Genomic DNA, 24,905 nt, shown 5'->3' with positions numbered 1-24,905 from the left:
ACATATGTGGTTAGGGGTAATCACCCTGTTTCCAGAGATGTTTCGTGCTGTTACAGACTTTGGGGTCACGGGTCGAGCCGTGAAAAACGGCCTGCTTGAGTTGCAAACGTGGAATCCTCGAGATTTCACCCATGATAGACATAATACTGTGGATGACCGACCTTATGGTGGTGGACCTGGTATGTTGATGATGGTGCAGCCCTTGCGTGATGCTATCCATGCAGCTAAAGCAGCTGCAGGTGATAGGGCAAAAGTGATTTATCTGTCTCCTCAGGGACGCAAGCTGGATCAGCAAGGCGTCACTGAGTTAGCTAAATCAGAACGTTTGATTTTAGTGTGTGGTCGATACGAAGGTGTTGATGAGCGCATTATTCAAACAGAAGTAGATGAAGAATGGTCAATCGGTGATTACGTACTTTCGGGTGGTGAATTACCGGCAATGACGTTAATCGATTCAGTGGCTCGTTTAGTACCCGGTGTACTAGGTAAGCAAGCGTCAGCAGAGCAAGATTCTTTCTCTGATGGTTTACTGGATTGCCCTCATTATACTCGCCCTGAACTATTGGATGGTCTTGACGTACCTGCAGTGCTATTAAGCGGTGACCACGAAAAAATTAGACTTTGGCGTCTACAACAAAGTATCGGAAGAACTTTTTTGAGGCGACCAGAATTATTTGAAAATCTAGCTCTGACTGACGAACAAACGACTTTATTAGCGCAGTTCGTGAATGAAACGGACAAGTCCGCATAGTCAATGCTCAGTTAATACTAGGATGGAGTAATTATGAACAACATCATTAAAATGCTCAACGATGAGCAAATGAAAACAGATGTACCTGAATTTGGTGCTGGTGATACAGTAGTGGTTCAAGTACGTGTAAGCGAAGGTGAGAAAGATCGTCTTCAAGCTTTTGAAGGTGTGGTAATCGCTAAGCGTAACCGTGGTTTGCATTCTGCATTCACAGTACGTAAAACCTCTAATGGCACAGGTGTTGAGCGTGCTTTCCAGACGCACAGCCCATTAATTGCTAGCATCGAAGTTAAGCGTCGCGGACGTGTACGTCGTGCGAAACTGTACTATTTACGTGAGCGTTCAGGTAAGTCTGCACGTATCCGTGAAAAATTGGCAACTAAAAAATAGTTACCGATACAGAATAAAGATGCAGTGTTCGCACAACAACCCGCCGAAAGGCGGGTTTTTGTTTGTGGCGCTTTTAAAAATGTAAAATCGAGAAAGCGACAAACGCGGTAAAAGCGAGAAAAGCGCCAGGAGCGGAAAATAAACTAGGCTACGGCTTAGTGCTTAAATAATTTGATTAAAATATCAGTGATGAAGTGATTATTTACGCTTTGGCTAAATAAGCCTTGATCTCATTCATTGCTACAGGCATAGTTGCATCTAAGGTGTAATGGTGTAGCGTTACAGAGGTACAACTTAAACGATCCAATACCTAAAAAATAAATCTATTAGTGACCTTTGGTCAGTCGTCAAAAGAGAGTGATAAGTATGCAACAAGATACCATTAATAATGTGCACATTAGTTCAGAGCAAGTGCTAGTGACTCCTGCAGAGTTAAAGCAAGAACTTCCATTATCAACTCATGCTTATCAATATATTCTTAACGCGCGTAAGCAAGTGTCGGATATTGTCCACAAACGAGATAATCGTGTGCTTGTGGTGACAGGCCCTTGTTCTATTCACGATATTGCAGCGGCAAAAGAGTATGCATTAAAACTTAAAAAGTTACATGATGAACTCAGCGATGACTTTTACATCTTAATGCGAGTGTATTTTGAGAAACCGCGCACAACCGTTGGTTGGAAAGGGTTAATCAATGATCCTGATATGGATGAGTCATTCGATGTGGAAAAAGGACTCAGAATGGCCCGTGAGCTTATGATTTGGCTTGCAGAATTAGAGTTACCTATTGCGACCGAAGCACTTGATCCCATCAGTCCACAGTATTTATCTGAGTTGATTACGTGGTCTGCGATTGGCGCCAGAACCACAGAATCGCAAACTCACCGTGAAATGGCTTCAGGTCTGTCTATGCCTGTTGGTTTTAAAAATGGTACCGATGGTAAGTTAGAAGTGGCGATAAATGCACTTAAATCAGCCGCCAGTAGCCATCGCTTTATGGGGATTAATCAAGACGGTCAAGTTGCGTTACTGCAAACCGCCGGTAATCCTGACGGTCACATTATTTTACGTGGTGGCTTAACCCCTAATTATGATGCTGACAGTGTTGCTGTGAGCGAATCTCAAATTCATAAAGCTAATCTCAGTGCGCGTTTAGTTGTTGATTGTAGCCATGGCAATTCATCAAAAGATCATCAACGTCAAAAAAACGTTTGTGAAGATGTATTTAACCAAATTGAAGCAGGTAATAAATCGATTATAGGTGTTATGCTGGAAAGTAACCTAAATGCTGGTAATCAAAGTGCAGACAAACCCCTTGCTGAACTTAAGTATGGTGTTTCTGTGACTGACGCATGCATTGACTGGGAAACTACTGAAATCATTTTAAAACAAGGCGCTAGCCAGTTGTCTGCAGTATTACCAACGCGTTTTGAGACGCTGCAGGTTGTCAACGGTTAATGGATAAACACATGAATGAAAAAACCACAGCAGGCTTAGAACATCTTCGTGATTTAATTGATGGCGTTGATCAACAATTACTGCATTTATTACGTAAACGCCTCGATTTAGTGGCACAGGTTGGTGCGGTAAAGCACTCGGCGGGTGTGCCTATCTATGCGCCACAGCGCGAAGCGTCGATGTTAGCGAAACGTCGAGATGAAGCGCAAAGCATGAATATCTCGCCTCAATTAATCGAAGACATACTGCGTCGACTTATGCGTGAATCTTACCTAAATGAAAAAGATGTGGGGTTTAAGCAGATTAAGCAAGATCTTGGCCATGTAGTTGTGGTGGGTGGGCAGGGCAAACTTGGGCAGTTATTCAGCCAAATGTTAGTTCTCTCCGGTTATGAAGTGAAATGTATTGATAAAAATGATTGGCAAGATTCCGCCGCTATTTTTGATGGTGCTGGACTGGTCATTGTTACCGTACCTATTAATGTGACCTGCGAGGTGATCCGCGACAAGTTAACCCAATTGCCTGAAAATTGTATTCTGGCTGATCTCACTTCTATTAAAGAAGCCCCTTTAGCGGCAATGTTAGCCGCCCATAGCGGCCCTGTAGTGGGTTTGCATCCTATGTTTGGCCCCGATGTTGGTAGTCTGGCCAAACAGGTGGTGGTAGTGTGCCATGGCCGTCATCAAGAGGCATATCAATGGTTGCTACAACAGATTGAGATTTGGGGTGCCCGTATTGTCGAAGCTGAAGCTGAACGTCATGATAAAGCCATGCAACTTGTGCAAGCTATGCGTCACTTTTCAACATTTGTATATGGCGTAAACCTGTGTAAAGAAGAAGCTGACATTGATAATTTATTACAGTTTAGCTCCCCTATTTATCGTTTAGAGTTAGCCATGGTTGGGCGTTTATTTGCTCAAGATCCCGAGCTTTATGCCGATATTATTTTTGCGCAACCTGGTAGCCAACACGCGATAAGTGATTATCTCGACAATTATCGTGATGCATTAATTATGTTACAAACTGGTAATAGGCAAGCTTTTGTGGAGCAATTCCAACGTGTCGCTGCATGGTTTGGTGATTTTGCGCCGCAGTTCCAACATGAAAGTCGCACCATGTTGCAATCGGTTAATGATATGAAAAGTAGTTAACCTCTGCTCGGGTCATAAACGCTTATCAAACAGCATTTTGCTCCGCTATTAACGCGTTAATGTGTCTTGTTAGTAGAACAAATAGCATGTTTCATATTGCCGACTTTAAATAGACTCATTTTTATTAATTTAACCCATCTTTTATCCTAAATTGAGGTAAGTGAGGCTTAAATGAAGTATTATTAATGGGTGTAAATATTGCGAAATAATGAAACAAAGCTTATGTTTAGCTACACGATAACGTGAATAACGTCGTGTTAGATAGGTAATCTTAGTTACCTTTGGAGGATACCCCATGTCGATGATGCCATCGAATATGCTACCTATTCAACAGGTTGAAGACAATTCCTTAGGGCATTGTCTTTATGGTTTAATGAGTGCTTTTCCATTATTTTTTGTACCCGTATTATTGAGTCTTTGGCTTAATTTGATCCAGAAAAACGTTAATCCAGATTCCGTGCTGGGCAGCCATCTGCGTTGGCAACGCATGAGTATTATTGGTTTATGCCCATTTTTTATTGCGGGTTATTGGATCAGTCCATTATGGCTGAGTTTACCCATGTATATACTGGGTGTTAGCTGGTTTAGTTATCGTATTTTTAAAGGCTGGATTAGCCTTAATGATGGTATTGCTGTTTAAGCAAAGATGATGTGGACAAAAAATGCCGAGATAATATCTCGGCATTTTATTTTGTTGATCTAACCTCAACTTAGGGTAAGAGATGGGCTAAAGCGATAAAAAGGGTTTATTCAAGTTGGCAATATCAAATTTGTCCCTTGTTTTGATCGGCGCTTATTATCCCGAACTGAGGTTGATTTAATCTGTCTGGTATAAGTCATGGATCAGCTCAGCATGGGACAATTGGTCTTGATGCAAAATGATAATGCCATCGCCTTTTAGCTGCTTAACGGCAATGGAATGAGTACCGATCAGTGCAGGGTTACTGCTAAAACTCGTATTAACGATAACAGGTAAATGACTGCGAGATTTCACTTCAACCAGTCCAGCTAAATCGAGGCTTAACTGCTCAGGGTGAGTGAAACTACGTACGCCTGACTCACACAAGCCTAGTTGTTGATTACCGTGGCTAAGGACAGTGTCAGCTGCTTGTAACCAATCATTGACACTCGCCATGGTGTTTCGTTCTAATATTACCGGTAAATTGACTGAACCTATTAAGGTTAACATGTCTGGGTTATACATTTGTTTACCGCTTAAGATCAGCATGTCTGCTAATTGACTCGCAATAATAAATTCTTGTTCTTGATCTATCTGCATTATGCACAATAGACCAGCTTGCTTAATGACCTTTGCATGTTGTTTTAACTGCGGTTCATTGAGTTGTTGTTTCAAATCATTTAATACAATGGCTTGAAAACCTGATTCCTTGATGTTCTTAGCTTGGGTTGCCAGCTCGGTATTATCAATCGGTAAGTTGATTTGGTGCAATGCGCTAAATTGTCCAGCACCTATTTGTAAATGTTGGCAGAACAACTGAGTATCTTGTGATTTATAGTCGCGTGAATGTTTTGCTTGGCTGCTTGGCAAAGGTTTGATCGGCTCTTGTTTTGAACTACCAGGTTCAATCAACAACTGAGCTTGCGATAATTGTGTCGGCTTAACGGTTTCACATGGATAGCAGCCTAATACTTTGATAAAACGGGTAAGGCGTTCTAGCTCTTTAATCGCTTGTTGTACCTCAGTAGTGGCTAAATTGCCATCGATATCGAGGTAAAACATTTCTTCCCATGGCGTACCAGGGATCGGGCGAGATTCTAATTTACTCATATTTAAATTATGTGCTTTCAGTACCAGTAACGCTTCCACTAGTGCTCCAGGTTTTTGTCCTGTCGCCATAATCAAGGTCGTTTTTGCCGGTAGCTGAGAGGGAACCGCTGAGGCTTTTCTGGCGACGACGATAAAACGACTTTGGTTAATTTTTTGGTTTGCCAAACCTTGTTCAATTGCAATCAGCTGGTATAAGGCTCCGCCTTCAGCACTGCCTATGGCCGCCACAGTATTGCTGTCCGCCTCGATAACTTTAGTCATGGCTTCAGCACTACTAGAACAATATTCGAGTTTAATATGGGGATGCTGGCTTAAGTAACGACTGCATTGGCTGATCGGCTGCGGATGAGCGTAAATAGTCTTGATATCAGTTAGTTTGCTATCTGGCTTAGTGAGCAAGCAATGACTCACTTCTATTGTGGTTTCGCCCACAATCGATAGCGTTGTATGTTGCAGTACGTCATACACTTCATTGATAGATCCTGAAGAGGTATTTTCGATCGGCAAAAAACCATAATCGGCATGACCAGATTCGACGGCATTAACAATGTCATCAAAACTTTGGCAACCAAAATCAAGCATTTCTACTTGGCGGCGAGAGCAGTAACGGCTGGCAGCTAAGAAAGAATAAGACCCTCGCGCACCTAAGTAAGCAACGGTATATTGCTGCTTTTGAGTGTCAGGATTTGCTCTGCCGTGAAGATAAGTTTGTTGAAATAAAACTGAGTCTTCAATAATGCTTTGATAAAGGGAGATGACAAAGTGAGCATCGAGACCTTGTTCACGTCCTTGTTGCACTAGTCGCTCAAGCAGTTCTTTTTCTCGTTGCGTGTCTCGTATCGGTCTAACATCAATTTCTTTACTGCGTGCAACATTTAAGCTCAATTGGCGGCGTTTAGATAACAGCTCTAACAGCGCTTTATCAAGAACAGTGATCTGTTCGCGAGTTTGACTTAACTCTGGTGGTTTTTGCATATTGACCTCAATGTAACGCTACAAACTGACGTATTGGAAGATACGGCAGTGTTAATAAGACAAAAAAGCCTCCCAGTTGGGAGGCTTTAGAATTTTCATTTTCGTTTTTACACAGAAAATCCGCCTCCGAAGGTGGGCTGAATAAAAAAGAAAATAAAAAGACTGAGTATTTGTTTGTTCATGGATTAAAAATAAAGCTCTGACAGACGACTGTCAATGTAAATTTATTCATCAAGGTATTAAGTATTTGATTATAGACAAAAGAAAGCGCACCCGAAGGTGCGCTGGTGAAAGATAAATAATATCAAGCGGCGTTTTCCTCCTTATAGACATACTCAAATTCGCTTTCTGTGTCATTTGGTAATGATACATTACGTTGAGCCTGGGGTTTATGGGTCAGGCGATTTAGCTGTTTTTCCAGCTTTTGTCCCATTGCAGTAATCGCTGCGTATAGGTTTTCTCTTTTTGCCTGGGCGAATAACTCTCCACTAGGTAATCCAACTGATGCCTCTATTTTAAACAACTGCTTTTCTTGGGTGATAATAACGTGCGGGTTAATTAAATGGATATCATGTCGACTTAATTTTTCTAATCGTCCTTCGATACGTTCGCGGATAAGGGCAGTGACTTCAAGTTGTTTGCTAGTGATTTTCAGCATATTTCGAACCTTCTTGTTGTTTGCTTAACTCCAGATTACCAAGATTAACCATGTAAATTGTGATCTATGTCACACTTCTGCTGACTGTAACGTTCGGTTGATGCATATTTGATCGCTTAGACATTTTGGACAAAAAAGACCTAAAATATGCTTGTAATGCTGTGTATATAAGCTCATATTTGAATGGATAAGTTAACACTTAATTAGTCTTCAAAGTCATTGTTACTATTTTGGTAACGACAGTACAAGGGATAAGTCTGGCCTATTGCTGTTCACAACTGCACTAGATACACATTCTAAGTGGTATTTTACCGCCATGACAAAAAGGTCTCTGATTTTTTTCATTTCTCTCTTCACTGTGTTCTTTCTCGGTAATCCCCCCTTTATTTGTCCAGTCGTTAGCCACATAAAGAAACAAAATCATCATTATGTCTATTAGTTTGTAAACTACTTGCTTTGTTTATTACTGATGAGTTTATAATTTGCCAGCAAAACAATAGTATTAAGCAGGTTATTAGTGAGTATAGAACAACAAAAAATAAAGGTATGGGATTTTCCTACACGCTTTTTTCATTGGGCAATGGTACTTTTACTCGGTGGCTTATGGTGGACAGCTGACGTGGGTGAGATGCAATGGCATCAAGTATTGGCTTATGTATTAATGGGCTTAATCGGATTTAGATTGATTTGGGGACTTGTTGGAAGTGAGACTTCTCAATTTAGACATTTTGTTGTCTTGCCTAAGCAAGTTATCAGCTACGTAAAAGCTCAACCAAAACCTTCGACACTGGGCCATAATCCATTAGGTGGTTATATGGTGGTCGTGTTGCTAAGCATTCTTGTGCTGCAATTAACCACAGGGCTATTTGCCACCGATGAAATCTTTACCGAAGGTCCATTGATGTATCTTGTGTCGTCTGATATTGCAGGGTGGTTAACATGGCTACATAAAACCAATTTTAATCTTATTCTAGCTTTGGCTGCGCTGCATATCATTGCCGTGATAGTGCATGTTTTTAAGGGCGACAATATACTTAAAGCCATGTTCAGTGGTTATAAACAAATCAACAAGCAGGTAACGTCACCAACATTACGCTCACCTTGGATGGCATTAGTGATTGTATTCGTTATCTTTGCATGTATTTGGTGGCTATTACTCGAACCTGTGGTCAGTTACTTATAAGTTCAGCTTTATTACCAGCCAATAAAACGCCCATATACATGGGCGTTAATCATTTTACTATTGAACTGAGTTGTGGTTACTCAAGCTAAACTTACCAATCAAATGAGTGACAGGCTAACTTAGCGCCTTGTCACGTTAGTCTTTTTTGTAGACATCGTGACACCCTTTACAGCTTTTGCCTGTGTTAGTAAACGCTTGTTTAATGTTGTTTTCATCAGTTGTTTTAGCTGCAACGGCTAAAGCCGCGGCATTATCTTGAAATGCTGTCATTTTGCTATCAAAATCGGCCTTATCTTGCCAAATTTTTGCTAGCGCTTCAGTATCGCCTTTATCAGAACCGGCAATAAAACCTTCATGAGGTATTTTAGACAGTGCTGCAACATTATCAGCACGAGCACTAAATACAGCTGCATCAAAAGGCTTTTTACCTTTTAGCATCGCACCCATATCACCAAAGTTATAAGCAATTAAGCCAAAAGCCGCTTGGCGATATTCAATGGCATCTGCAGTTTCTTCGAAATTGTTGGCAAACACTGCGGGGATCATCATTGCGGTTACTGCAACGGTTAGTAATATTTTTTTCATCGTTATCCTTCACTTTTTTGTGGATGGTACCGGTTCCATTAGCACTAAATACCCACTTAGTTATGCTAAATCTTATGCAACTGTGCTAATACTAAATGTTAGCTAAATTTTTAACACTAAGTTATGAGGGTATTTATCCTATTCTACACAATTTTATTATCACTTTGTGATATGTTTTATCAACAGCTTACAACAGCTCTATTCATTTTTTATGACACGTTGATCGGGAGTAGTTTTGCACATCGGCGTTATTCCTTGGTACAATTGTAATGTTTGGGCATTACTAAAAAGAGAAAAATAATGCGTGCCAATTGGAATTTAGTGGTAGAAAAAATATTAACCCATGCAAACGAAGATGATTTGTCTGTCTTGTTTCATTTATTATTAACTGAAGAAGAGCGGAGTGCGGTGTCTGGGCGTTTGCAGGTGTTTCAAACGTTATTAGCAGGGGAGTTGAGCCAGAGACAAATTGCTGCAGATCATCAAGTGAGTATTGCAACGATTACACGGTGTTCAAATTATTTAAAAAATATGCCGACAAATCAAAAAAACTTAGTCAAAAAATTGATTCTGGATTAGCTAAGATGCAAAGTCATAATCCTACCGCAATACCTTGCTAGTGACGATAATGCTAGAGCATCTTTAAGGTCCAGCTCAATAAACATGGTTAATACTGTAGTGTTTAAAAAAATGGGCTACGGCTCAACAAGAGATATGCATACCCCTTTGAGCCTATCGTATGCTGCGAACTACCAATCCAACACCAATCGACTTTAGTTACCCATAGTTGAGCTTAAGTCGCGAGTGATTAATTTATCAGGTGCTAATACCTTTGTTTTACCAAGCGACGCTATTTTCAAAGCGTCATCACAGTAACCGGTTATTGGCTAATGCCTCGCGGTAATCGGTGATGACGATAACTTAAACGACTTAAGAATAGGTATCCGCCATAGGTGGTTAAACACAAGGCAAAAAGTGTGCTGGAATTTTTTGGGTAGAAATTATAAAGACTCGCGGCTATCAATACATAAATAAATGGCAGTAATCCATAGAGTGTTTCAGGCATAAATCCTGATTTTCGCTTACGTTTAGGATCCGTGCGGCGATTTTTTGATCGTAAAGTATAGATATACGCGCCATATAAGTACACCACCACAGAAGCGATCAGTACATAATTGGGCTCAAGCAGGAAAATACTTACGCAGCCTATAATCATGTAAGTGAAAGGCAGCGATTCGTATAGCGGTTTAATTAACATAAGCACTCCGTCGCTATGTATTAATTCTTATATAGAGGTCAATTAATAAGGATTATGCTGCCTCTGTTGTCCCTAACGGCAGCATAATAAATCTTACTAGTTGATATGATTTATGCTCAGACTATAACCTAAACAAAAAGGCACTGCCTAGTAACTAGGCAGTGCCTTACAACGTTTCAATCTTTCTACTGACAAATAGACATTAAATATGGGACGTACAACTTGGTTGTCTATTTATCCGACGATGAGTTAACTACAGCCACAGCCGCCATTGCCATCACAGCCAGGTTTTTCTTCACCGCATGATTCATGGGCATCATCGTGTCCATGGCTACCACATCCGCCTTCAGCATGGATATGTCCATGAGATAGCTCATCTGCAGTGGCTTCTCTTACAGCGAGAACTTCAACACTAAAGTTAAGTGATTGGCCCGCTAGAGGGTGATTACCATCAACAACAATGACATCGTCTTTTACTTCAGTCACTTGAACCGGGCGTTGACCCATTTCAGTTTCAGCGATAAAACGCATACCTGGAACGATATCTTCGACATCACCAAATGCACTGACAGGAACTTCTTGCTTTAAGCTAGGATGATATTCGCCATAAGCTTGTTCCGCAGGGATCTTCGCCTCAATGCTTTCACCAGCAGTTTTACCTTCTAAAACTGATTCAAGTCCAGGAATTAAATTTTCAGTTCCATGTAAGTAAACCATTGGCTCACTTTCAAATGAACTTTCAACTAATAAACCTTGCTCATCAGATAAACGGTAATGAATAGTGACCGCCGCATGTTTTGTAATTTTCATATCGCCTCCAATTGTAATGTGATCATGATAGCGTATTTTGCTATCAGGCTGCGATGGATAACATCAGTTTTTGCTTATTGAATCACAGCTTTTTTTATTTTGTATTGTGCTGCATGTTTTATGGTACTGATGTTGAAATTAACTCATCTTAATTGTGGTACAAGTTGATAAGACTTTTAAATCATCTTGGTAACACATTTATCGGCAATACTTTAACGGTTACATATTATTCAATCCTTTGTATTTATTGTACTTTATTTATTTTAGCGCCTTTATCGACGTTGACGTTAACGTTAGTTGTTGATAGAGGTAATGGTTATTGATACTCAATTCTCATTTTAAATCTGTTGAATATTCAAAAATCAACTCAAGTTCTAAAATAACTGGTAAATAAAGCGTAAGGAGGGGTTGACAACCTTAGGTAAAAAAAGCAATTCTGTTAGCTGAAGTGGATCAGCTATTTAATCGGATTAAATAATATCGGCCGTTAACATTTAATAAAACAAAGAGAATCATCAAATGTTTACCCTCATGCTTGTTGTAATTACTACCATTACAACCACCACTATTACCATAGTGGGGGCGGGCTGATTTCACCCTAAAAGATTTGCATAACAAGCCCGCTTCTCATCACCTGAAGCGGGCTTTTTTGTTTTTAATTATAGTCATTTGATTTTAATTTAATGTTGTCACTAGTATGAGTGACAAGGAGAGCGACATGAAAGTAATGAAATTTGGTGGGACATCGCTGGCGAATTGGCCTCGCTTTTTGATGGCAGCAGACATTATTGCTGACACGGCTTCGACAGAATCAGTTGCTACGGTACTTTCAGCTCCGGCCACAGTGACTAATGCACTTTTAGAAATGGTCGATATAGCGGTTAAACAACAAGACTATCAACCCGTGTTAGACCATATTGACACTGTGTATAGCGAACTCTTTTCTGACGCAGCAGTATCACTTATAACGGCTCATCAGCATGGCTTACTGGTTGAAAAATTAGCTGCGCAGATGCAAGTTTGGAAAGACAAACTTTACGGCATTAAATTATTGGGCGAATGCCCTGATAGTGTTCGCGCAGAAATAGTGGTCACAGGTGAACGTTTATCTGCTGCATTAATGGAACAAGTTATGCTGGCAAAAGACATCACTTCAGCACAATTAGATCCAGTTGCGTTATTTTTAGCGCATGGACAGCCATTGGAATCGGTCGTCGATATTGCCGTGAGCAAACCTCGTTTTTCTGTTCTGCCTTTAGATCAGTATCGCGTGTGGGTTATGCCAGGTTTCACCGCTGCCGATGTTCATGGCAAAGTGGTGACATTAGGGCGTAATGGTTCTGATTATTCAGCTGCAGTGCTAGCCGCTTGTTTAGATGCCTCTAGTTGTGAAATTTGGACTGACGTTGATGGGGTTTACAATACTGACCCTCGTGTGGTCGCAGATGCTAAATTATTGTCACAATTAAGCTATCAAGAAGCCATGGAGTTATCTTATTTTGGTGCGAAAGTATTACACCCCAAAACCATTGGACCGATTGCTCAATATCATATTCCTTGTTATATCAAAAACAGTTTCAATCCATCGGCTCCCGGCACGCTAGTGTCTAATGACGATGATAAAACCGGTTTGCAAGTAAAGGCTATTTCAAATCTCGATAACCAAACCATGTTTAATGTCTCTGGTCCAGGTATGAAAGGCATGGTTGGCATGGCAAGTCGTACTTTAGCGGCCATATCTCGGAGTGGTATCTCGGTATCTCTTATCACTCAAAGTTCATCGGAATACAGTATCAGTTTTTGTGTGGCTACCCTCGATGCTAGCAAAGCTAAATGGGCTTTAGAGCAAGAGTTTGAACTTGAAATTAAAAGTGAATTACTTGAACCAATTGAGTTACGTGAAGGCTTGTCGATTGTGTCATTGATTGGTGATGGCATGAAAACCCACAAAGGCGTAGCGGCTAAGTTTTTTACTGCGTTAGCTAAAGCCAGTGTCAATATTGTTGCTATTGCGCAAGGATCATCAGAGCGCTCAATTTCAACGGTAATCCAGCAGAAAAAAACCAAACATGCTATTGGGGCATGTCATCAAGCCTTTTTTGATGTACAACAGTATCTTGATGTCTTTTTAGTGGGCAGTGGTAATGTTGGCGCGGGTTTATTAGAGCAAATTAAGCAGCAAAGCGCGATGTTAAAAGAGCAGCACATTAGTATTCGTGTTTGTTGTATCGCCAATTCACGTCAAATGCTGTTAAACAGTGACGGTCTTGAGCTTAGTGAGTGGCAATTATTATTGACCGAAAAAGGCCAACCGTATGATTTACCTAAGCTACTTGAGTGGGGGCAAGAGCAACAATTGCTTAATCCTGTATTGGTTGATTGTACTTCAAGCGAGCTAATCTCAGACCGTTATCTCGATGTAATGAATGCCGGTTTCCATGTCGTTACGCCAAACAAAAAGTCGAACACTCGTGATTATGCTTACTATCAAGCATTGCGTAAAACGGCATTAACTCAACGTCGTCAATTTTTGTATGAAACGACGGTAGGTGCAGGTTTACCCGTTATCGATAACCTTAAAAAACTGATGTATGCGGGTGATAAGCTACATAAGTTTAATGGTATTTTATCTGGGTCGTTATCGTATATTTTTGGTATGTTAGACGAAGGCATGAGCCTATCTCAAGCGACCGCGATTGCCCGCGATAAGTGTTTTACTGAGCCCGACCCCCGAGATGACCTCAGTGGTATGGATGTGGCGCGTAAGGTGTTAATTTTAGCCAGAGAAGTGGGTTTACCTTTAGAACTCGATGATATTAATGTTGAGTCTGTATTACCGGCTCATTTTGATGACTCAGGCGATGTAAACCAGTTTATGGCTAACCTTCCTTCATTGGATGCTGACATCTCTGCCCGAGTTGCGGCGGCAAAAGCCGAGGGAAGAGTACTGCGTTATGTAGGCCAAATCGAAGCGGGCTTATGTTATGTCCGAATTGTTGAGGTTGATGCAACCGACCCGCTATACAGCGTAAAAGGTGGCGAGAATGCGCTGGCGTTTTATAGCCGCTATTATCAGCCCATTCCTTTTGTGCTAAGGGGCTACGGTGCAGGCATCGACGTCACGGCAGCTGGCGCCTTCGCTGACGTATTAAGAACCCTAAATTGGACCCGTGAGGTGGGTCTATGAGTCAGGTGTTAAATATTAGTCAGAAAATGCTAACTGTTTATGCTCCTGCATCAATGGGTAATGTTGGCGTTGGCTTTGATTTGCTGGGTGCTGCATTAGCGCCAGTCGATGGGTCATTGTTGGGTGATAGGGTGATGATTAGCGGCGCTGAAGAAGGTGTTCATTTTAGCCAAGTCGGTCCGTGGGCACATAAGTTACCGGCAGATGGCAAGGACAATATCGTCTATCAATGTGCTGAGTTTTTCTTAGATAAACTTCAAAGACAAGATGGGGTAACCGTTTGTCTGGAAAAAAACCTTCCTGTAGGCAGTGGCTTAGGCTCAAGTGCTAGTTCAGTTGTTGCTGGACTATATGCGTTAAATGAATATTTTGGACTACCGTTTGACCAGCAAGCCTTATTAGGATTGATGGGTGAGTTTGAAGGTAAAATATCCGGTAGCGTACATTATGACAATGTGGCGCCTTGCTACTTAGGTGGCATGCAATTAATGCTTAATTCTCGTGACAAAGCCTGTGCCGTTATTCCTAGCTTTGATAATTGGTATTGGGTGGTCGCTTATCCTGGTATTTCATTATCTACTGCCAAAATGCGGGCATTATTACCTGAACAATATGATAAATCTGTTGCGATTGATTTCGGTCGTCACTTAAGTGCATTTGTTCACGCAAGTTATCAGCAAGATGCTGCACTGGCGATTGAAATGCTAAAAGATGTCCTGGCTGAACCTTATCGAGCGGCGTCGATCCCTGGCTATACCGATGCTCGAGCAGCGTTAACTGAATTAGGCATGCTGACGACAGGGATTTCTGGCAGTGGCCCAACACTGTTTAGTGTGACTGACGATTTAGCCACAGCAGAAAAAGCCAAAGATTGGTTAATGGAACATTATATTTCTGAGTCAGGTGGCTTTACTCATGTTTGTAAATTAGATCAGCTTGGCACGCGCTGCGTGTAACTCACACTCTTTGGTATTATGCATATTGAAATTTAAAAGGTAGTCGCAATGGAATTATATAATTTAAAGCACCCATCGCAGGTAGTTAACTTCAGTCAGGCTGTTCAGCTTGGTTTAGGCCAAGATCGCGGGCTATTTTTCCCGACATCAATCCCTGTATTGGCTGATATCGATGCATTATTGGCACTACCCTTTGCTGAGCGTAGCAAAAAAGTGTTGGGCGCTTGGTTAGCCGATGAGCTAGGGCAGGAAAGTGTTGATAAGCTAGTGGATAAGGCCTTTACCTTTGATGTGCCGCTAAGCAAGGTTGATGAGAAACGTGCCTGTTTAGAGCTTTTCCATGGGCCAACATTGGCCTTTAAAGATTTTGGCGCGCGGTTTATGGCCCAATGCATTGATTTACTTGCTGGAAATAAAAAACTGACTATTTTAACGGCGACATCTGGTGATACTGGTGCCGCAGTAGCAGATGCCTTCTATGGCCTAGATAACGTCAATGTGATGGTGCTATACCCAAAAGGTAAAATCAGCGAGCTGCAAGAAAAGATGTTTACCACCTTAGGCAAAAATATTCATACTGTGGCGGTAACAGCTGACTTTGATGCCTGTCAGGATTTAGTCAAACAAGCTTTTGATGATAGTGATGTTCGTGATGATTTAGCGTTAAACTCTGCTAATTCAATTAATATCAGCCGATTACTGGCGCAAATTTGTTACTACTTTGAAGCTGTCGCGCAAGCCAAACAAGCTGGCTATGATGAGATTGTCATGGCAGTACCCAGTGGTAACTTTGGTAACTTAACCGCGGGTTTATTTGCTAAAGCCATGGGCTTACCGATTAAACGCTTTATTGCTGCCACCAACAGTAATGACACTGTACCGCGTTACCTTGTGGAGGGAAAATGGCAACCGCATAAAACAGTGGCAACCATGTCAAATGCGATGGATGTGTCTGAGCCAAGTAATTGGCCTCGTGTTGAAGCTATCTGCGGGCAAATGGGCTGGCCATTGTCTTTGGTATCGGGTTTAGCGTTGTCGGAGGACGATACCTCGGCGGCGTTAGCAGAACTGTATCGTTTAGGTTATCAATCTGAACCTCATGCGGCCATCGCAGCCCATGCATTAACACTCGGTCTTGATGGCAACGAAAAAGGTATCTTTCTTGGTACCGCCCATCCTGCCAAGTTTAAGGATGTGGTTGACCGTGAGTTATCAATTAATTTGCCCTTGCCTCCTGAGTTGGCTGCGGTTGTAGAAAAAGATATTTTGTCAGCACAGTTACCCGCAGACTTTGAGCAACTCAAAGCACATATGTTTGCTGTATTGAAATAGTCTACTTTTTCAAATGTCTACCACTTTATATCAATTTAATCGATATAAGGTGGTAGATATATTTCAATATTATGATCTTGGTCATACCTCAAAAGGTTTATACCAGTGTAGATTAGTAAATAGTGCGTTATTGGCTATTATTTATAGATTGGCGTTTGTAAAAGAGATTACGGGAGAAGACTATGTTGCAACGTTTAATGCAAGATCATAAGCATATTGCCATTTTGTTGAATATTCTTTCCAATAAATTGACTCGATTGGCCGATGGTCAAGGCGTAAATTTTAATCTGGTTAGAGATATTGTTGAGTACATGCAGGGTTATGCTGAACACAGTCATCATCCATTAGAAGATATCATTTTTGATTATTACAGTAATAAAACTGGCCAAGCAAATTGTGGTCAGTTGTATAATGAACATCATCGTTTAGCTGAAACATCAGGCGCTTTAGTGTATAGCTTGAATATGATTTTATCTGATGTGGTGATTTCACGTGAAAAGCTGATTAACGATCTGCAAGAGTATATTGAGCTACAACAACGACATATGCAGTATGAAGAGCGAGAAGTGTTTCCCAATTTTATTAAGACGTTGGACGATAGTGATTGGCAAAAAATCACCGTCTTATGCCAGAAACGGTTAATTGAAGATCCATTATTTAATGACAATGATAAAACGATTTTTGAAGATTTACGTGACTATATTGAACATGCGGATAATAAATGATGCACTTATTCTTGTACTAGAGGGCTTTGATGTCCATTAATGGTCAAGCTGAATAAATCTTGTCAACAAAAAGAGCGCATTAAGCGCTCTTTTTGTTGATTTTATCGTTAAGCTTTCATTGTGATTGGACCCAATTAAAGCACTAATGTGTTGACATCAAAATCGAATGAATCGTCAATATCTTGCAATTCCTTGAGTAAACGCTGTTTATCCTTAATGGCTTCAATTTCACGCCATTTTCGTTTTTTTGACGAGCTTTTTGAACGGCTTGGTCTTTCAACAACTTCGTCTAGCGCACCACCATAGTCTAATCTATCCATGGTAACCTCCCTTGTTATTATGATGTCTCTGTAAATAGATATCACATTTCAACCATAGGGTGCAACATTTACGTTTCATTTGCGTTTCATTTGCATTACTAAATAGTTAAAGTTTAATGCGTTATATCGATGTTTTAGTTAGCCTTTAACGATATTTTTCAATATATATCCTGACAATAAAAAAACACCCCCAACAGTGTTAAAGATGTTTTTGATAAATAAGTTTCCTATCGAGTGTGTTAAGTCTTAAAGCTGTCCCTGACGATACAGGTTGATTAACGCATTACTTGATGAGTCTAACTGTGTCGCTCCTTCTTTAGCGCCAATACGGTCTAATACGTCATTGCCTAGCTGTTTACCTAATTCAACTCCCCACTGATCAAATGAATTGATTTGCCATATAGCGCCTTGAACAAACGTTTTGTGCTCGTACAACGCAATTAACGCTCCTAATGTCGTTGGCGTTAGTTTGTTCATCAGTAGAGTATTGCTCGGTTTGTTACCTGACATTACTTTATGCTTGGCAATAAGCGCTATTTGAGCATCGTCCAACGGACTATTACTGAGTTCAGCAAGAGCTTCATCATAAGTTCGGCCTTGCATTAACGCTTGGGTTTGGCCAAAGCAATTTGATGCAAGTTGGTCATGATGTTTACCGAGCGGATTATGGCTTTGCAACGGCATGATAAAGTCTGCAGGAATAAGAGCGGTACCTTGATGCAACAACTGATGATATGCATGTTGACCATTAGTGCCTTCACCGCCCCAAATGACCGGGCCAGTGCTGTAATCAACATCTGTACCGTCCAGAGTCACTGATTTACCATTACTCTCCATGTCTAACTGCTGGAAATATGCAGGTAGTCCGCGCAGATTATGATCATAGGTCAAAATGACATGTGCTTGAGCACCATGGAAGTTGCCATATAATACCGACAACATCGCCATTATCACTGGCATGTTTTGCTCAATAGGCGTATTAACAAAATGCTCATCCATTTGATGAGCACCCTCTAACAAGGCTATAAAGTTATCCATGCCGATAAGCAGAGCAATAGGTAAACCAATGGCTGACCATAATGAGTAACGTCCGCCAACCCAATCCCACATTGGGAATATGTTGTTAGCGTCCATCCCAAACTCTGTTGCTTTAGCCACATTGGATGTCACAGCCACAAAGTGTTTGGCGACATCTTGTTGGCTTGCCCCTTGGGCTAAAAACCAATCTTTAGCGCTAAGGGTATTGGTTAGTGTCTCTTGGGTATCGAATGATTTTGACGACATCACAAACAATGTGGTTTCAGCATTGAGGTGGATTAATTTTTCACAAATAGAGCTCGCATCAACGTTAGCGACAAAATGACAGTTAAGCCCATCTCGCCAATAGGGTCTTAACGCTTGAGAAACAATTTTAGGTCCAAGAAATGAGCCTCCAATACCGATACTAACGATATCTGTAATCGCTTTACCGGTATAACCTTTCCAATCACCAGACTGAACCGAGTCAACAAATTTAGCCATTTTGGCTAATGTTTGCTGCACTTCAGGAACGATATTCGCGCCTTCAGCAATAATTGTTTGAGTGGCTTTACTGCGCAATGCTGTGTGTAAAACTGAGCGTTGTTCAGTATTGTTAATCACATCGCCATTGAACATTGCAGTAATCTTTTCACTCAGTTTTGCTTCTTTAGCGAGAGAGAATAGCAGCTTAAGTGTTTCATCGTTCACACGGTTTTTAGAGTAATCTAAAAACAGACCACAAGCCGCAACGCTCATTTGCTCAAAACGTTGTGGGTTTTGAGCAAACAATTCGCGCATGTGAGGAAGTTGACTTGTATGGTTTTTTAGCGCTTTCCAAGTCGTGCTTTGAGTCAGTGTCGTCACGAGTAAAGCCTCCAACTAGCTTAATTTTATTTTTAGCATAACTTCAAGTTTACTTTGGTCGATAGCAAAGTTACGAATACCTTCAGCTAATTTATCAACTGCCATTGGCTCTTCATTAAACGCCCAACGGAATTGTGCTTCAGTTAATGCTGTCGGAGCCGCATGTGTTGATGACGTCGCCACTAATTTTCGGCTAATTTCCACATCAGTATTGGCTAACTCTTCTAATAATGCAGGGCCAATCGTTAGACGGTCACAACCTGCTAATTCGATAATCTCACCTATGTTTCTAAAACTGGCACCCATCACAACCGTGCTATAACCATGCTGCTTGTAGTAGTTGTAAATTTCAGTTACAGAGACCACACCAGGATCCGTTTCAGCGGTGTAATCTTGGCCGGTGTCTTTTTTATACCAATCTAAAATGCGGCCAACAAAAGGCGAAATGAGGTAAGCACCAGCTTCTGCACACGCTCTTGCTTGAGCAAAGCTAAACAGTAATGTTAGGTTGCAGTTGATGCCTTCTTGTTCAAGTACTTTGGCAGCGCAAATTCCTTCCCAAGTGGAGGCTAGTTTAATGAGAATACGTGATTTATCAATTCCGGCTTCTTGGTATAATTTGATTAGCTTGTGCGCTTTGTCAATTGAGCGTTGTTTGTCAAAAGATAACCGAGCATCTACTTCTGTTGAAATACGGCCTGGGACTATTTTTAAAATTTCTATACCGATATTCACGGCTAGTTTATCACCAGCATCTTCAATTTGTTGTTCAATACTGTGGCTTTGCGTTTTGGCCCATTCAATTGCATTCTCAATCAGAAAAGCGTATTGCGGGATCTGAGAGGCTTTTAAAATAAGTGATGGGTTGGTTGTTGCGTCTTGAGGCTGGTACCGCTTAATCGCCTCTATGTCGCCGGTATCTGCAACGATGGTAGTGAATGACTTGAGTTGCGCGAGTGTACTGGTCATGTAAATTTCCTCTCGATAAGCAATGAATATAGATCAATGCCTTTATTAGAAGCGATTTTAGTGATTATTCCAACTTTATTTGTAAAAAAATTACCAAATATTAGGTAATTTTTACTTAATTAACGCCGGTATTGTTGCTAAATAGACAGAATGGGTCGCTTAATATGATTAATACTTCCAGTTCTAGTATCGCAACGTCAGTGATAGCCTCTGCTACACTGTTTTTTACGTTGTTCTTAAAATAAAAAAGTCGCTGCGAGCAGCGACTGTAAAGTATAGCGTATCAATATTAAAATTAACGTAATACTACGCGCTTTTCGGTACCCGTCACGATAGCTTCGATACGACGGTTTACACGGTTAGCTTCAGCTGAACTACCTTGAATAACAGGTTTAGTCACACCATAGCCAATTGAATCAATACGGCTAGTGTTGATCCCGTATTTTTGGTTTAGCGCTTTAGCAACTGAATCGGCACGACGCTCAGAAAGCTTCATGTTATATGCTGCTTTACCTACGTTAGACGCATGGCCTTCAATCGATACCGTGTGTTGTGGATTCTTGTTTAAGAAATTGGCTAATTTATTTAAATCGTCCAATGAACCCTTACGGATAACCGCTGAATCGTTAGCAAACAAAATGCCGCCTAAGTCATGCTTAGTGGTGATGTATTCATAAACACTACAACCTGTCGCATCAACTTTGTGGGTTAAAGGGGTATTCGGACATTTGTCCATGTTGTCTGTTACGCCATCTTTGTCAGCATCACCAGATGCTGCGACAACCATCGGTGCTGCCACTGGAGCGGCTGCAGGAGCGCTAGTACCAAAACGGTAACTTAGTTCAAGACCCCAGTAGTTGCTTTCCATTGACAGTGTATTCCACTTTTCTTCGTCAAGGTTTTCATAACGACGGTACTTAGCTTGTAACTTTAGATTGTCAGTCACGTTATAACCAATACCAGCACCTAAGTAGGGTGCAATACCGCTATCACTGTAGTATTCAGTGTTGTATTCTTTTTTGTTAGAGATTAAATAGTTAAGTGCACCTGCTTCAGCAGATAAACTCCACTTGTCTGCCAGTGGGTAAAAACCAACAAAACCTAATGACATACCACGAGCACCAACATCATTACGCTTGTTTGAATAATCAGTCCATTCAGCACGGCCAAGGTCACGATAACCCAGTTCGATACCAACATAGTCGTTAAATAAATATCCACCAAATACATCCCATGCATATGGGTCATCTTCACCACACACTTTCATGGTTTTTTGATCGCAATTTGGTTCATAGTTGTTGACGCCTAAACCCCCACCAACGTACCAAGGTGTTAGTTGTTCTGCCGCAGATGCAGCAAAAGGTAATAGAGAGGTAAGTAATACTACTTTTAATGTGTTCTTCATCATATATACGTCCATTGTTATTTTACTCCAAAAATGCATGTAACGGAGTTGTTACTGTTATGCATTACTGACGCTTAATATGGGGTTTCTTTGTATTTTTAGTCAGCGTCGCAATTATGGGTGGTAATGAGAGGTTTATCTATAGTAAGAAAGATTAATTTTTGGTCATAATTAATTTAATGGCGCTGTTGATAAATAGATGTTTCATTGAAAAAATTGCTAAAAAAGAAACTAAGTATGATTGAGTTTATATTTATAAAATATTGAATAATAATTGTTAAAATTATCTATGTTTTTTACGTTAGTTTCATACGGTCAACATAATTAGTTTTATACGGTCAACATAATTATTTTTTTGAATGGTAAAAGCAAAAATACGCCCTGAAGGCGTATTTTTGTTGTCTAAAGTGACTTCGTTTTAACGAGTCCACACCCAGTTTTCGATCTCTTCTGGGTCAACACCGTTTGCTTTGATATAGTTTTTGTGATCTACCAAGCGTTGTAACATGTCGGTAGTGATGGTCACATGTTGTGTTTCATCAATCACGCCTTGCTGGAACAACTTGTAAGCCATATCGATAACTAAGTGGTAGCGAGAGGTACCGTTACGTACGCCCATATCAAATGGAGTCGTCGTTGAACCTTCTTCTTCATAACCCTTAATACGGAAACGACGGTTACCTTTATAATCGAATACCAGTTTCTTGATGGTATTTGGGTAACCATGGTAGTTAAATACCACGCCTTTGTCTTGGGTGAACACTTCGTCCATCATCCAAGGCTTGCTTTGGAACTTAAGATTACCTAAACCGCTGCTGTGAAGTTCTGACACACTCACAAAACGGATACGCACTCTTGGTAGGATCTCACGGATGAGTACTAGTGAGGCCATACATTCTTGAGTTGCATAGTCGCCACAACCCGCTAATACCACATCTGGATTTTCATCAGAGGCAAAGTCCCACACCATAACGCCGTCTTTAGCTTGCTTACGGGCTTCATCCAGTGATAACCACTGTGGTAGTGACTTTTTACCGGCAACAATAATATTCAATTTGTCTCTGTCAGCATAAGCTTTTTCGGTATAGACCAAGGTGCTGTTAGCATCTGATGGTAAATAAGCAGAGATAATGTTTGGGTGCTTCTCTAACATAGCGCCTAGGAAAGACGGGTTCTGATGAGAATAACCGTTGTGATCTTGACGCTCTAGTAGCGATGATAATACGACGTTACATGCTGGAATTGGCTTACGGAAATGGATCCCTTGGCTTGCATGGACATATTTACAGTATTGGTCAGCCATTGATGACACTACCTGAGAGAAAGACTCGTAGGTAGGGAACATGCCATGGCGGCCCGTTACTGTGTAACCATGTAACATACCAAACAACAAGTTTTCAGATAATAATTCAATAACACGGCCGTCGCGAGACATATCTTGGTCCCAACTTTCTATCGGCCACTGCCATGAACGGTCAGTTTCTTCAAACACAGCTTGTAGTTGATTAGAATAAGTTTCATCAGGACTGAAGATACGTAGGTTTCGTTGATCACGGTTTAGCTTGAACGCATCACGCATCCACTCACCCATTTTCAACATTGAGAAACCACGTTGACCACGAGGCGTTTCTGAACCATAACCTAGTTTACTTAAGTCTGGATTAGCTAAAGCACGAACCACTTCACCGCCGTAGCTTAGACGTTGACGACCACAGCATAAATCTTTTGGTGGCATTAATGATAAAATGTCTTTATCAAATATTAATTCACCGCTTTCAGTAGTTTGTACTAGTTCGTCGAACTTATAGCTCGCTAACCACTTATCAAGTGCTTCAAGGTGCCCTTTATCTTTAGCACAATTGCTCACAATAACTTGGTGAGATTCGCAGTTACCTTCTAGTTTTTTACCCTCATATTCAGCGGTACCCGTCCAACCTTTTGAGGTTCTCATTAAAATAACCGGCCAGCGTGGTTTGACAACATCTTCGCCAGAACGGGCACGGCGTTGAATGTCATTGATCATGTCATAAGACAAGTCCATTGCCGCAGTCATTTGTTCAAAGATATCGGTTTCCATTTCATCATCAACGATGATTGGGTGATAACCAAGACCACGGAATTCTAAATCGAGTTCTTCATGGCTCATACGTCCCATACGGGTAGGGCCAGATATTTTGTAACCGTTAATATGCACGATTGGCAGTACAGCACCGTTGTGCTCTGGTGACACTAAACGGTTAGCATACCAAGACGCAGCTAATGGACCTGTTTCTGCTTCACCGTCACCGATTAAACAGGCGGCAATAAGATTTGGGTTATCTAATACAGAGCCCCAAGCAACTGAAAGTGAATAGCCAAGCTCACCACCTTCTAATATTTGACCTGGCGCTTCTGGGTTTGCATGTGATGGATAACCGTAAGCGGCGGAGAATTTTTTACAGATATCTTCGATACCTGTTTCTGTAAATGGAATGGTCTCTGGATAGAAATGACTTAATGAGCCTTCCATAAATAAGTTAGCTTGCACCGCTGGGAAACCATGTCCCGGGCCTACAAGATAAAGAAACTCACGCTTGTGCTTAACGATTAGACGGTTTACGTTAGCATAAACAAAGTTGATCCCCGGGCATGTGCCCCAATGGCCTAAAAGGCGTGGTTTAATGTCTGTGTGCTCTAAATGGCGTTTATAAAGCACGTTTTGCTTTAGGTAAATTTGTGACGTCGCAAGGAAGTTCGTTGCTCTAACGTATTTCTTCAGCGCGATTATTTCATGTGAGTCTGTCATAGTTGCCTCGTTCAAAGGGAAAAGCATTAATAATCTATCTTAAGAATACTGTATTTGTAATTTAGTTACAATAACGTGGCCTTTATCTAACTTTTGAATAATGAATTTCGCTTTAGAGCGCATTTTGAGAGGTTTGTAGTTAATTAGTTGAAATTTAACTACACTTTTACGAAATTTTAAACATAGAGCATTTAGATGAGAAATGATAAAGTGTGATGGAACTCACTTGTTGCATTTCAATTAAGGTTTTCTGCAGCGCAGAAAAATACATCTAGTCGTATATCGCTTACAAACAAGTGGCCTTAGTATTCTCAGTCCTTGATAATCAATACCT

Annotated in this window: 21 protein-coding genes and 1 other annotated feature; of the genes, 11 read left to right on the top strand and 10 right to left on the bottom strand. The window is 40.9% G+C overall.

All coding sequences use genetic code 11. The features are described 5' to 3' along the window. Positions 1-4: 4 nt before the first annotated feature. From trmD to AAEY93_RS07810, 5 genes are all read left to right on the top strand, one after another. Positions 5-751, top strand: coding sequence for a tRNA (guanosine(37)-N1)-methyltransferase TrmD (gene trmD, locus AAEY93_RS07830; RefSeq protein WP_101034544.1), 747 nt, complete (start codon positions 5-7; stop codon positions 749-751). Positions 752-784: 33 nt separating this feature from the next. Continuing rightward, positions 785-1,141, top strand: coding sequence for a 50S ribosomal protein L19 (rplS, locus tag AAEY93_RS07825; RefSeq protein WP_101034545.1), 357 nt, complete (start codon positions 785-787; stop codon positions 1,139-1,141). 366 nt (positions 1,142-1,507) lie between these two features. Further along, positions 1,508-2,599 (top strand): 3-deoxy-7-phosphoheptulonate synthase, encoded by a 1,092-nt coding sequence (locus tag AAEY93_RS07820; protein WP_351075945.1) that lies wholly within the window; start codon positions 1,508-1,510, stop codon positions 2,597-2,599. An 11-nt stretch (positions 2,600-2,610) separates the two neighbouring features. Then, on the top strand, positions 2,611-3,750 hold the full coding sequence (gene tyrA / locus AAEY93_RS07815; RefSeq protein WP_101034547.1) for a bifunctional chorismate mutase/prephenate dehydrogenase: 1,140 nt from the start codon (positions 2,611-2,613) through the stop codon (positions 3,748-3,750). Between the two features lie 295 nt (positions 3,751-4,045). Further along, complete coding sequence (locus tag AAEY93_RS07810) at positions 4,046-4,390, top strand: hypothetical protein (RefSeq protein ID WP_101034548.1); 345 nt, start codon at positions 4,046-4,048, stop codon at positions 4,388-4,390. A 177-nt stretch (positions 4,391-4,567) separates the two neighbouring features. Here the strand turns inward: AAEY93_RS07810 and AAEY93_RS07805 are convergent, their stop codons facing one another. Then, positions 4,568-6,514, bottom strand: a complete 1,947-nt coding sequence (locus AAEY93_RS07805; RefSeq protein WP_351075941.1) for a chorismate mutase — start codon at positions 6,512-6,514, stop codon at positions 4,568-4,570. Positions 6,515-6,572: 58 nt separating this feature from the next. Next, positions 6,573-6,694, bottom strand: a sequence feature (Phe leader region). A gap of 124 nt (positions 6,695-6,818) precedes the next feature. Then, complete coding sequence (gene hpf, locus AAEY93_RS07800) at positions 6,819-7,172, bottom strand: ribosome hibernation-promoting factor, HPF/YfiA family (protein WP_101034550.1); 354 nt, start codon at positions 7,170-7,172, stop codon at positions 6,819-6,821. A 517-nt stretch (positions 7,173-7,689) separates the two neighbouring features. Here hpf and AAEY93_RS07795 point away from each other — a divergent pair. Continuing rightward, the gene (locus tag AAEY93_RS07795) at positions 7,690-8,355 is read left to right on the top strand and encodes a cytochrome b/b6 domain-containing protein (RefSeq protein ID WP_124012228.1); all 666 of its coding nucleotides are present in this window, start codon (positions 7,690-7,692) and stop codon (positions 8,353-8,355) included. A 135-nt stretch (positions 8,356-8,490) separates the two neighbouring features. Here AAEY93_RS07795 and AAEY93_RS07790 read toward each other — a convergent pair whose 3' ends face one another. Continuing rightward, positions 8,491-8,940, bottom strand: coding sequence for a c-type cytochrome (locus AAEY93_RS07790; RefSeq protein WP_124012227.1), 450 nt, complete (start codon positions 8,938-8,940; stop codon positions 8,491-8,493). Positions 8,941-9,240: 300 nt separating this feature from the next. Between AAEY93_RS07790 and trpR the strand changes: the two genes are divergently transcribed. Further along, a complete protein-coding gene (trpR, locus tag AAEY93_RS07785) occupies positions 9,241-9,519 on the top strand; it encodes a trp operon repressor (protein WP_101034553.1) in 279 nt (92 codons plus the stop codon). A gap of 301 nt (positions 9,520-9,820) precedes the next feature. Here the strand turns inward: trpR and AAEY93_RS07780 are convergent, their stop codons facing one another. Then, positions 9,821-10,198, bottom strand: a complete 378-nt coding sequence (locus tag AAEY93_RS07780) for a hypothetical protein (RefSeq protein WP_101034554.1) — start codon at positions 10,196-10,198, stop codon at positions 9,821-9,823. Positions 10,199-10,447: 249 nt separating this feature from the next. After that, complete coding sequence (gene slyD, locus AAEY93_RS07775; protein ID WP_124012226.1) at positions 10,448-11,008, bottom strand: peptidylprolyl isomerase; 561 nt, start codon at positions 11,006-11,008, stop codon at positions 10,448-10,450. A 718-nt stretch (positions 11,009-11,726) separates the two neighbouring features. Here slyD and thrA point away from each other — a divergent pair. The 4 genes from thrA (at position 11,727) to AAEY93_RS07755 (ending at position 17,208) form a co-directional block, all read left to right on the top strand. Continuing rightward, positions 11,727-14,195 carry a bifunctional aspartate kinase/homoserine dehydrogenase I gene (thrA, locus tag AAEY93_RS07770; RefSeq protein WP_124012225.1) on the top strand — a complete coding sequence of 823 codons (2,469 nt, stop codon included), beginning with the start codon at positions 11,727-11,729 and terminating at the stop codon, positions 14,193-14,195. After that, positions 14,192-15,151 (top strand): homoserine kinase, encoded by a 960-nt coding sequence (thrB, locus tag AAEY93_RS07765; RefSeq protein WP_206191822.1) that lies wholly within the window; start codon positions 14,192-14,194, stop codon positions 15,149-15,151. The genes thrA and thrB overlap by 4 nt, the downstream gene beginning before the upstream one ends. A 48-nt stretch (positions 15,152-15,199) precedes the next feature. After that, positions 15,200-16,483: a threonine synthase gene (gene thrC / locus AAEY93_RS07760; protein ID WP_124012224.1), complete on the top strand. Its 1,284-nt coding sequence runs from the start codon at positions 15,200-15,202 to the stop codon at positions 16,481-16,483. Positions 16,484-16,665: 182 nt separating this feature from the next. Continuing rightward, positions 16,666-17,208: a hemerythrin domain-containing protein gene (locus tag AAEY93_RS07755; protein WP_124012223.1), complete on the top strand. Its 543-nt coding sequence runs from the start codon at positions 16,666-16,668 to the stop codon at positions 17,206-17,208. Between the two features lie 134 nt (positions 17,209-17,342). Here the strand turns inward: AAEY93_RS07755 and AAEY93_RS07750 are convergent, their stop codons facing one another. The 5 genes from AAEY93_RS07750 to AAEY93_RS07730 form a co-directional block, all read right to left on the bottom strand. After that, entirely contained in the window at positions 17,343-17,528 is a 186-nt protein-coding gene (locus tag AAEY93_RS07750; protein ID WP_101034559.1) for a DUF3545 family protein, read from the bottom strand. A 246-nt stretch (positions 17,529-17,774) separates the two neighbouring features. Beyond that, complete coding sequence (gene pgi / locus AAEY93_RS07745) at positions 17,775-19,412, bottom strand: glucose-6-phosphate isomerase (protein WP_351075930.1); 1,638 nt, start codon at positions 19,410-19,412, stop codon at positions 17,775-17,777. A 15-nt stretch (positions 19,413-19,427) separates the two neighbouring features. Further along, positions 19,428-20,381, bottom strand: coding sequence for a transaldolase (tal, locus tag AAEY93_RS07740; RefSeq protein ID WP_124012221.1), 954 nt, complete (start codon positions 20,379-20,381; stop codon positions 19,428-19,430). A 295-nt stretch (positions 20,382-20,676) separates the two neighbouring features. Next, a complete protein-coding gene (locus AAEY93_RS07735; RefSeq protein WP_351075926.1) occupies positions 20,677-21,789 on the bottom strand; it encodes an OmpA family protein in 1,113 nt (370 codons plus the stop codon). A 415-nt stretch (positions 21,790-22,204) separates the two neighbouring features. Next, the gene (locus AAEY93_RS07730) at positions 22,205-24,571 is read right to left on the bottom strand and encodes a phosphoketolase family protein (protein ID WP_124012219.1); all 2,367 of its coding nucleotides are present in this window, start codon (positions 24,569-24,571) and stop codon (positions 22,205-22,207) included. Between the last annotated feature and the right edge of the window lie 334 nt (positions 24,572-24,905).

Origin of the sequence: Shewanella sp. CAL98-MNA-CIBAN-0140, from assembly GCF_040309905.1 — a bacterium.
Lineage (GTDB): Bacteria > Pseudomonadota > Gammaproteobacteria > Enterobacterales > Shewanellaceae > Shewanella > Shewanella psychromarinicola.
The sequence above is the reverse complement of the archived record's forward strand: the minus strand, read 5'-3'. Positions and strand labels throughout refer to the sequence as shown.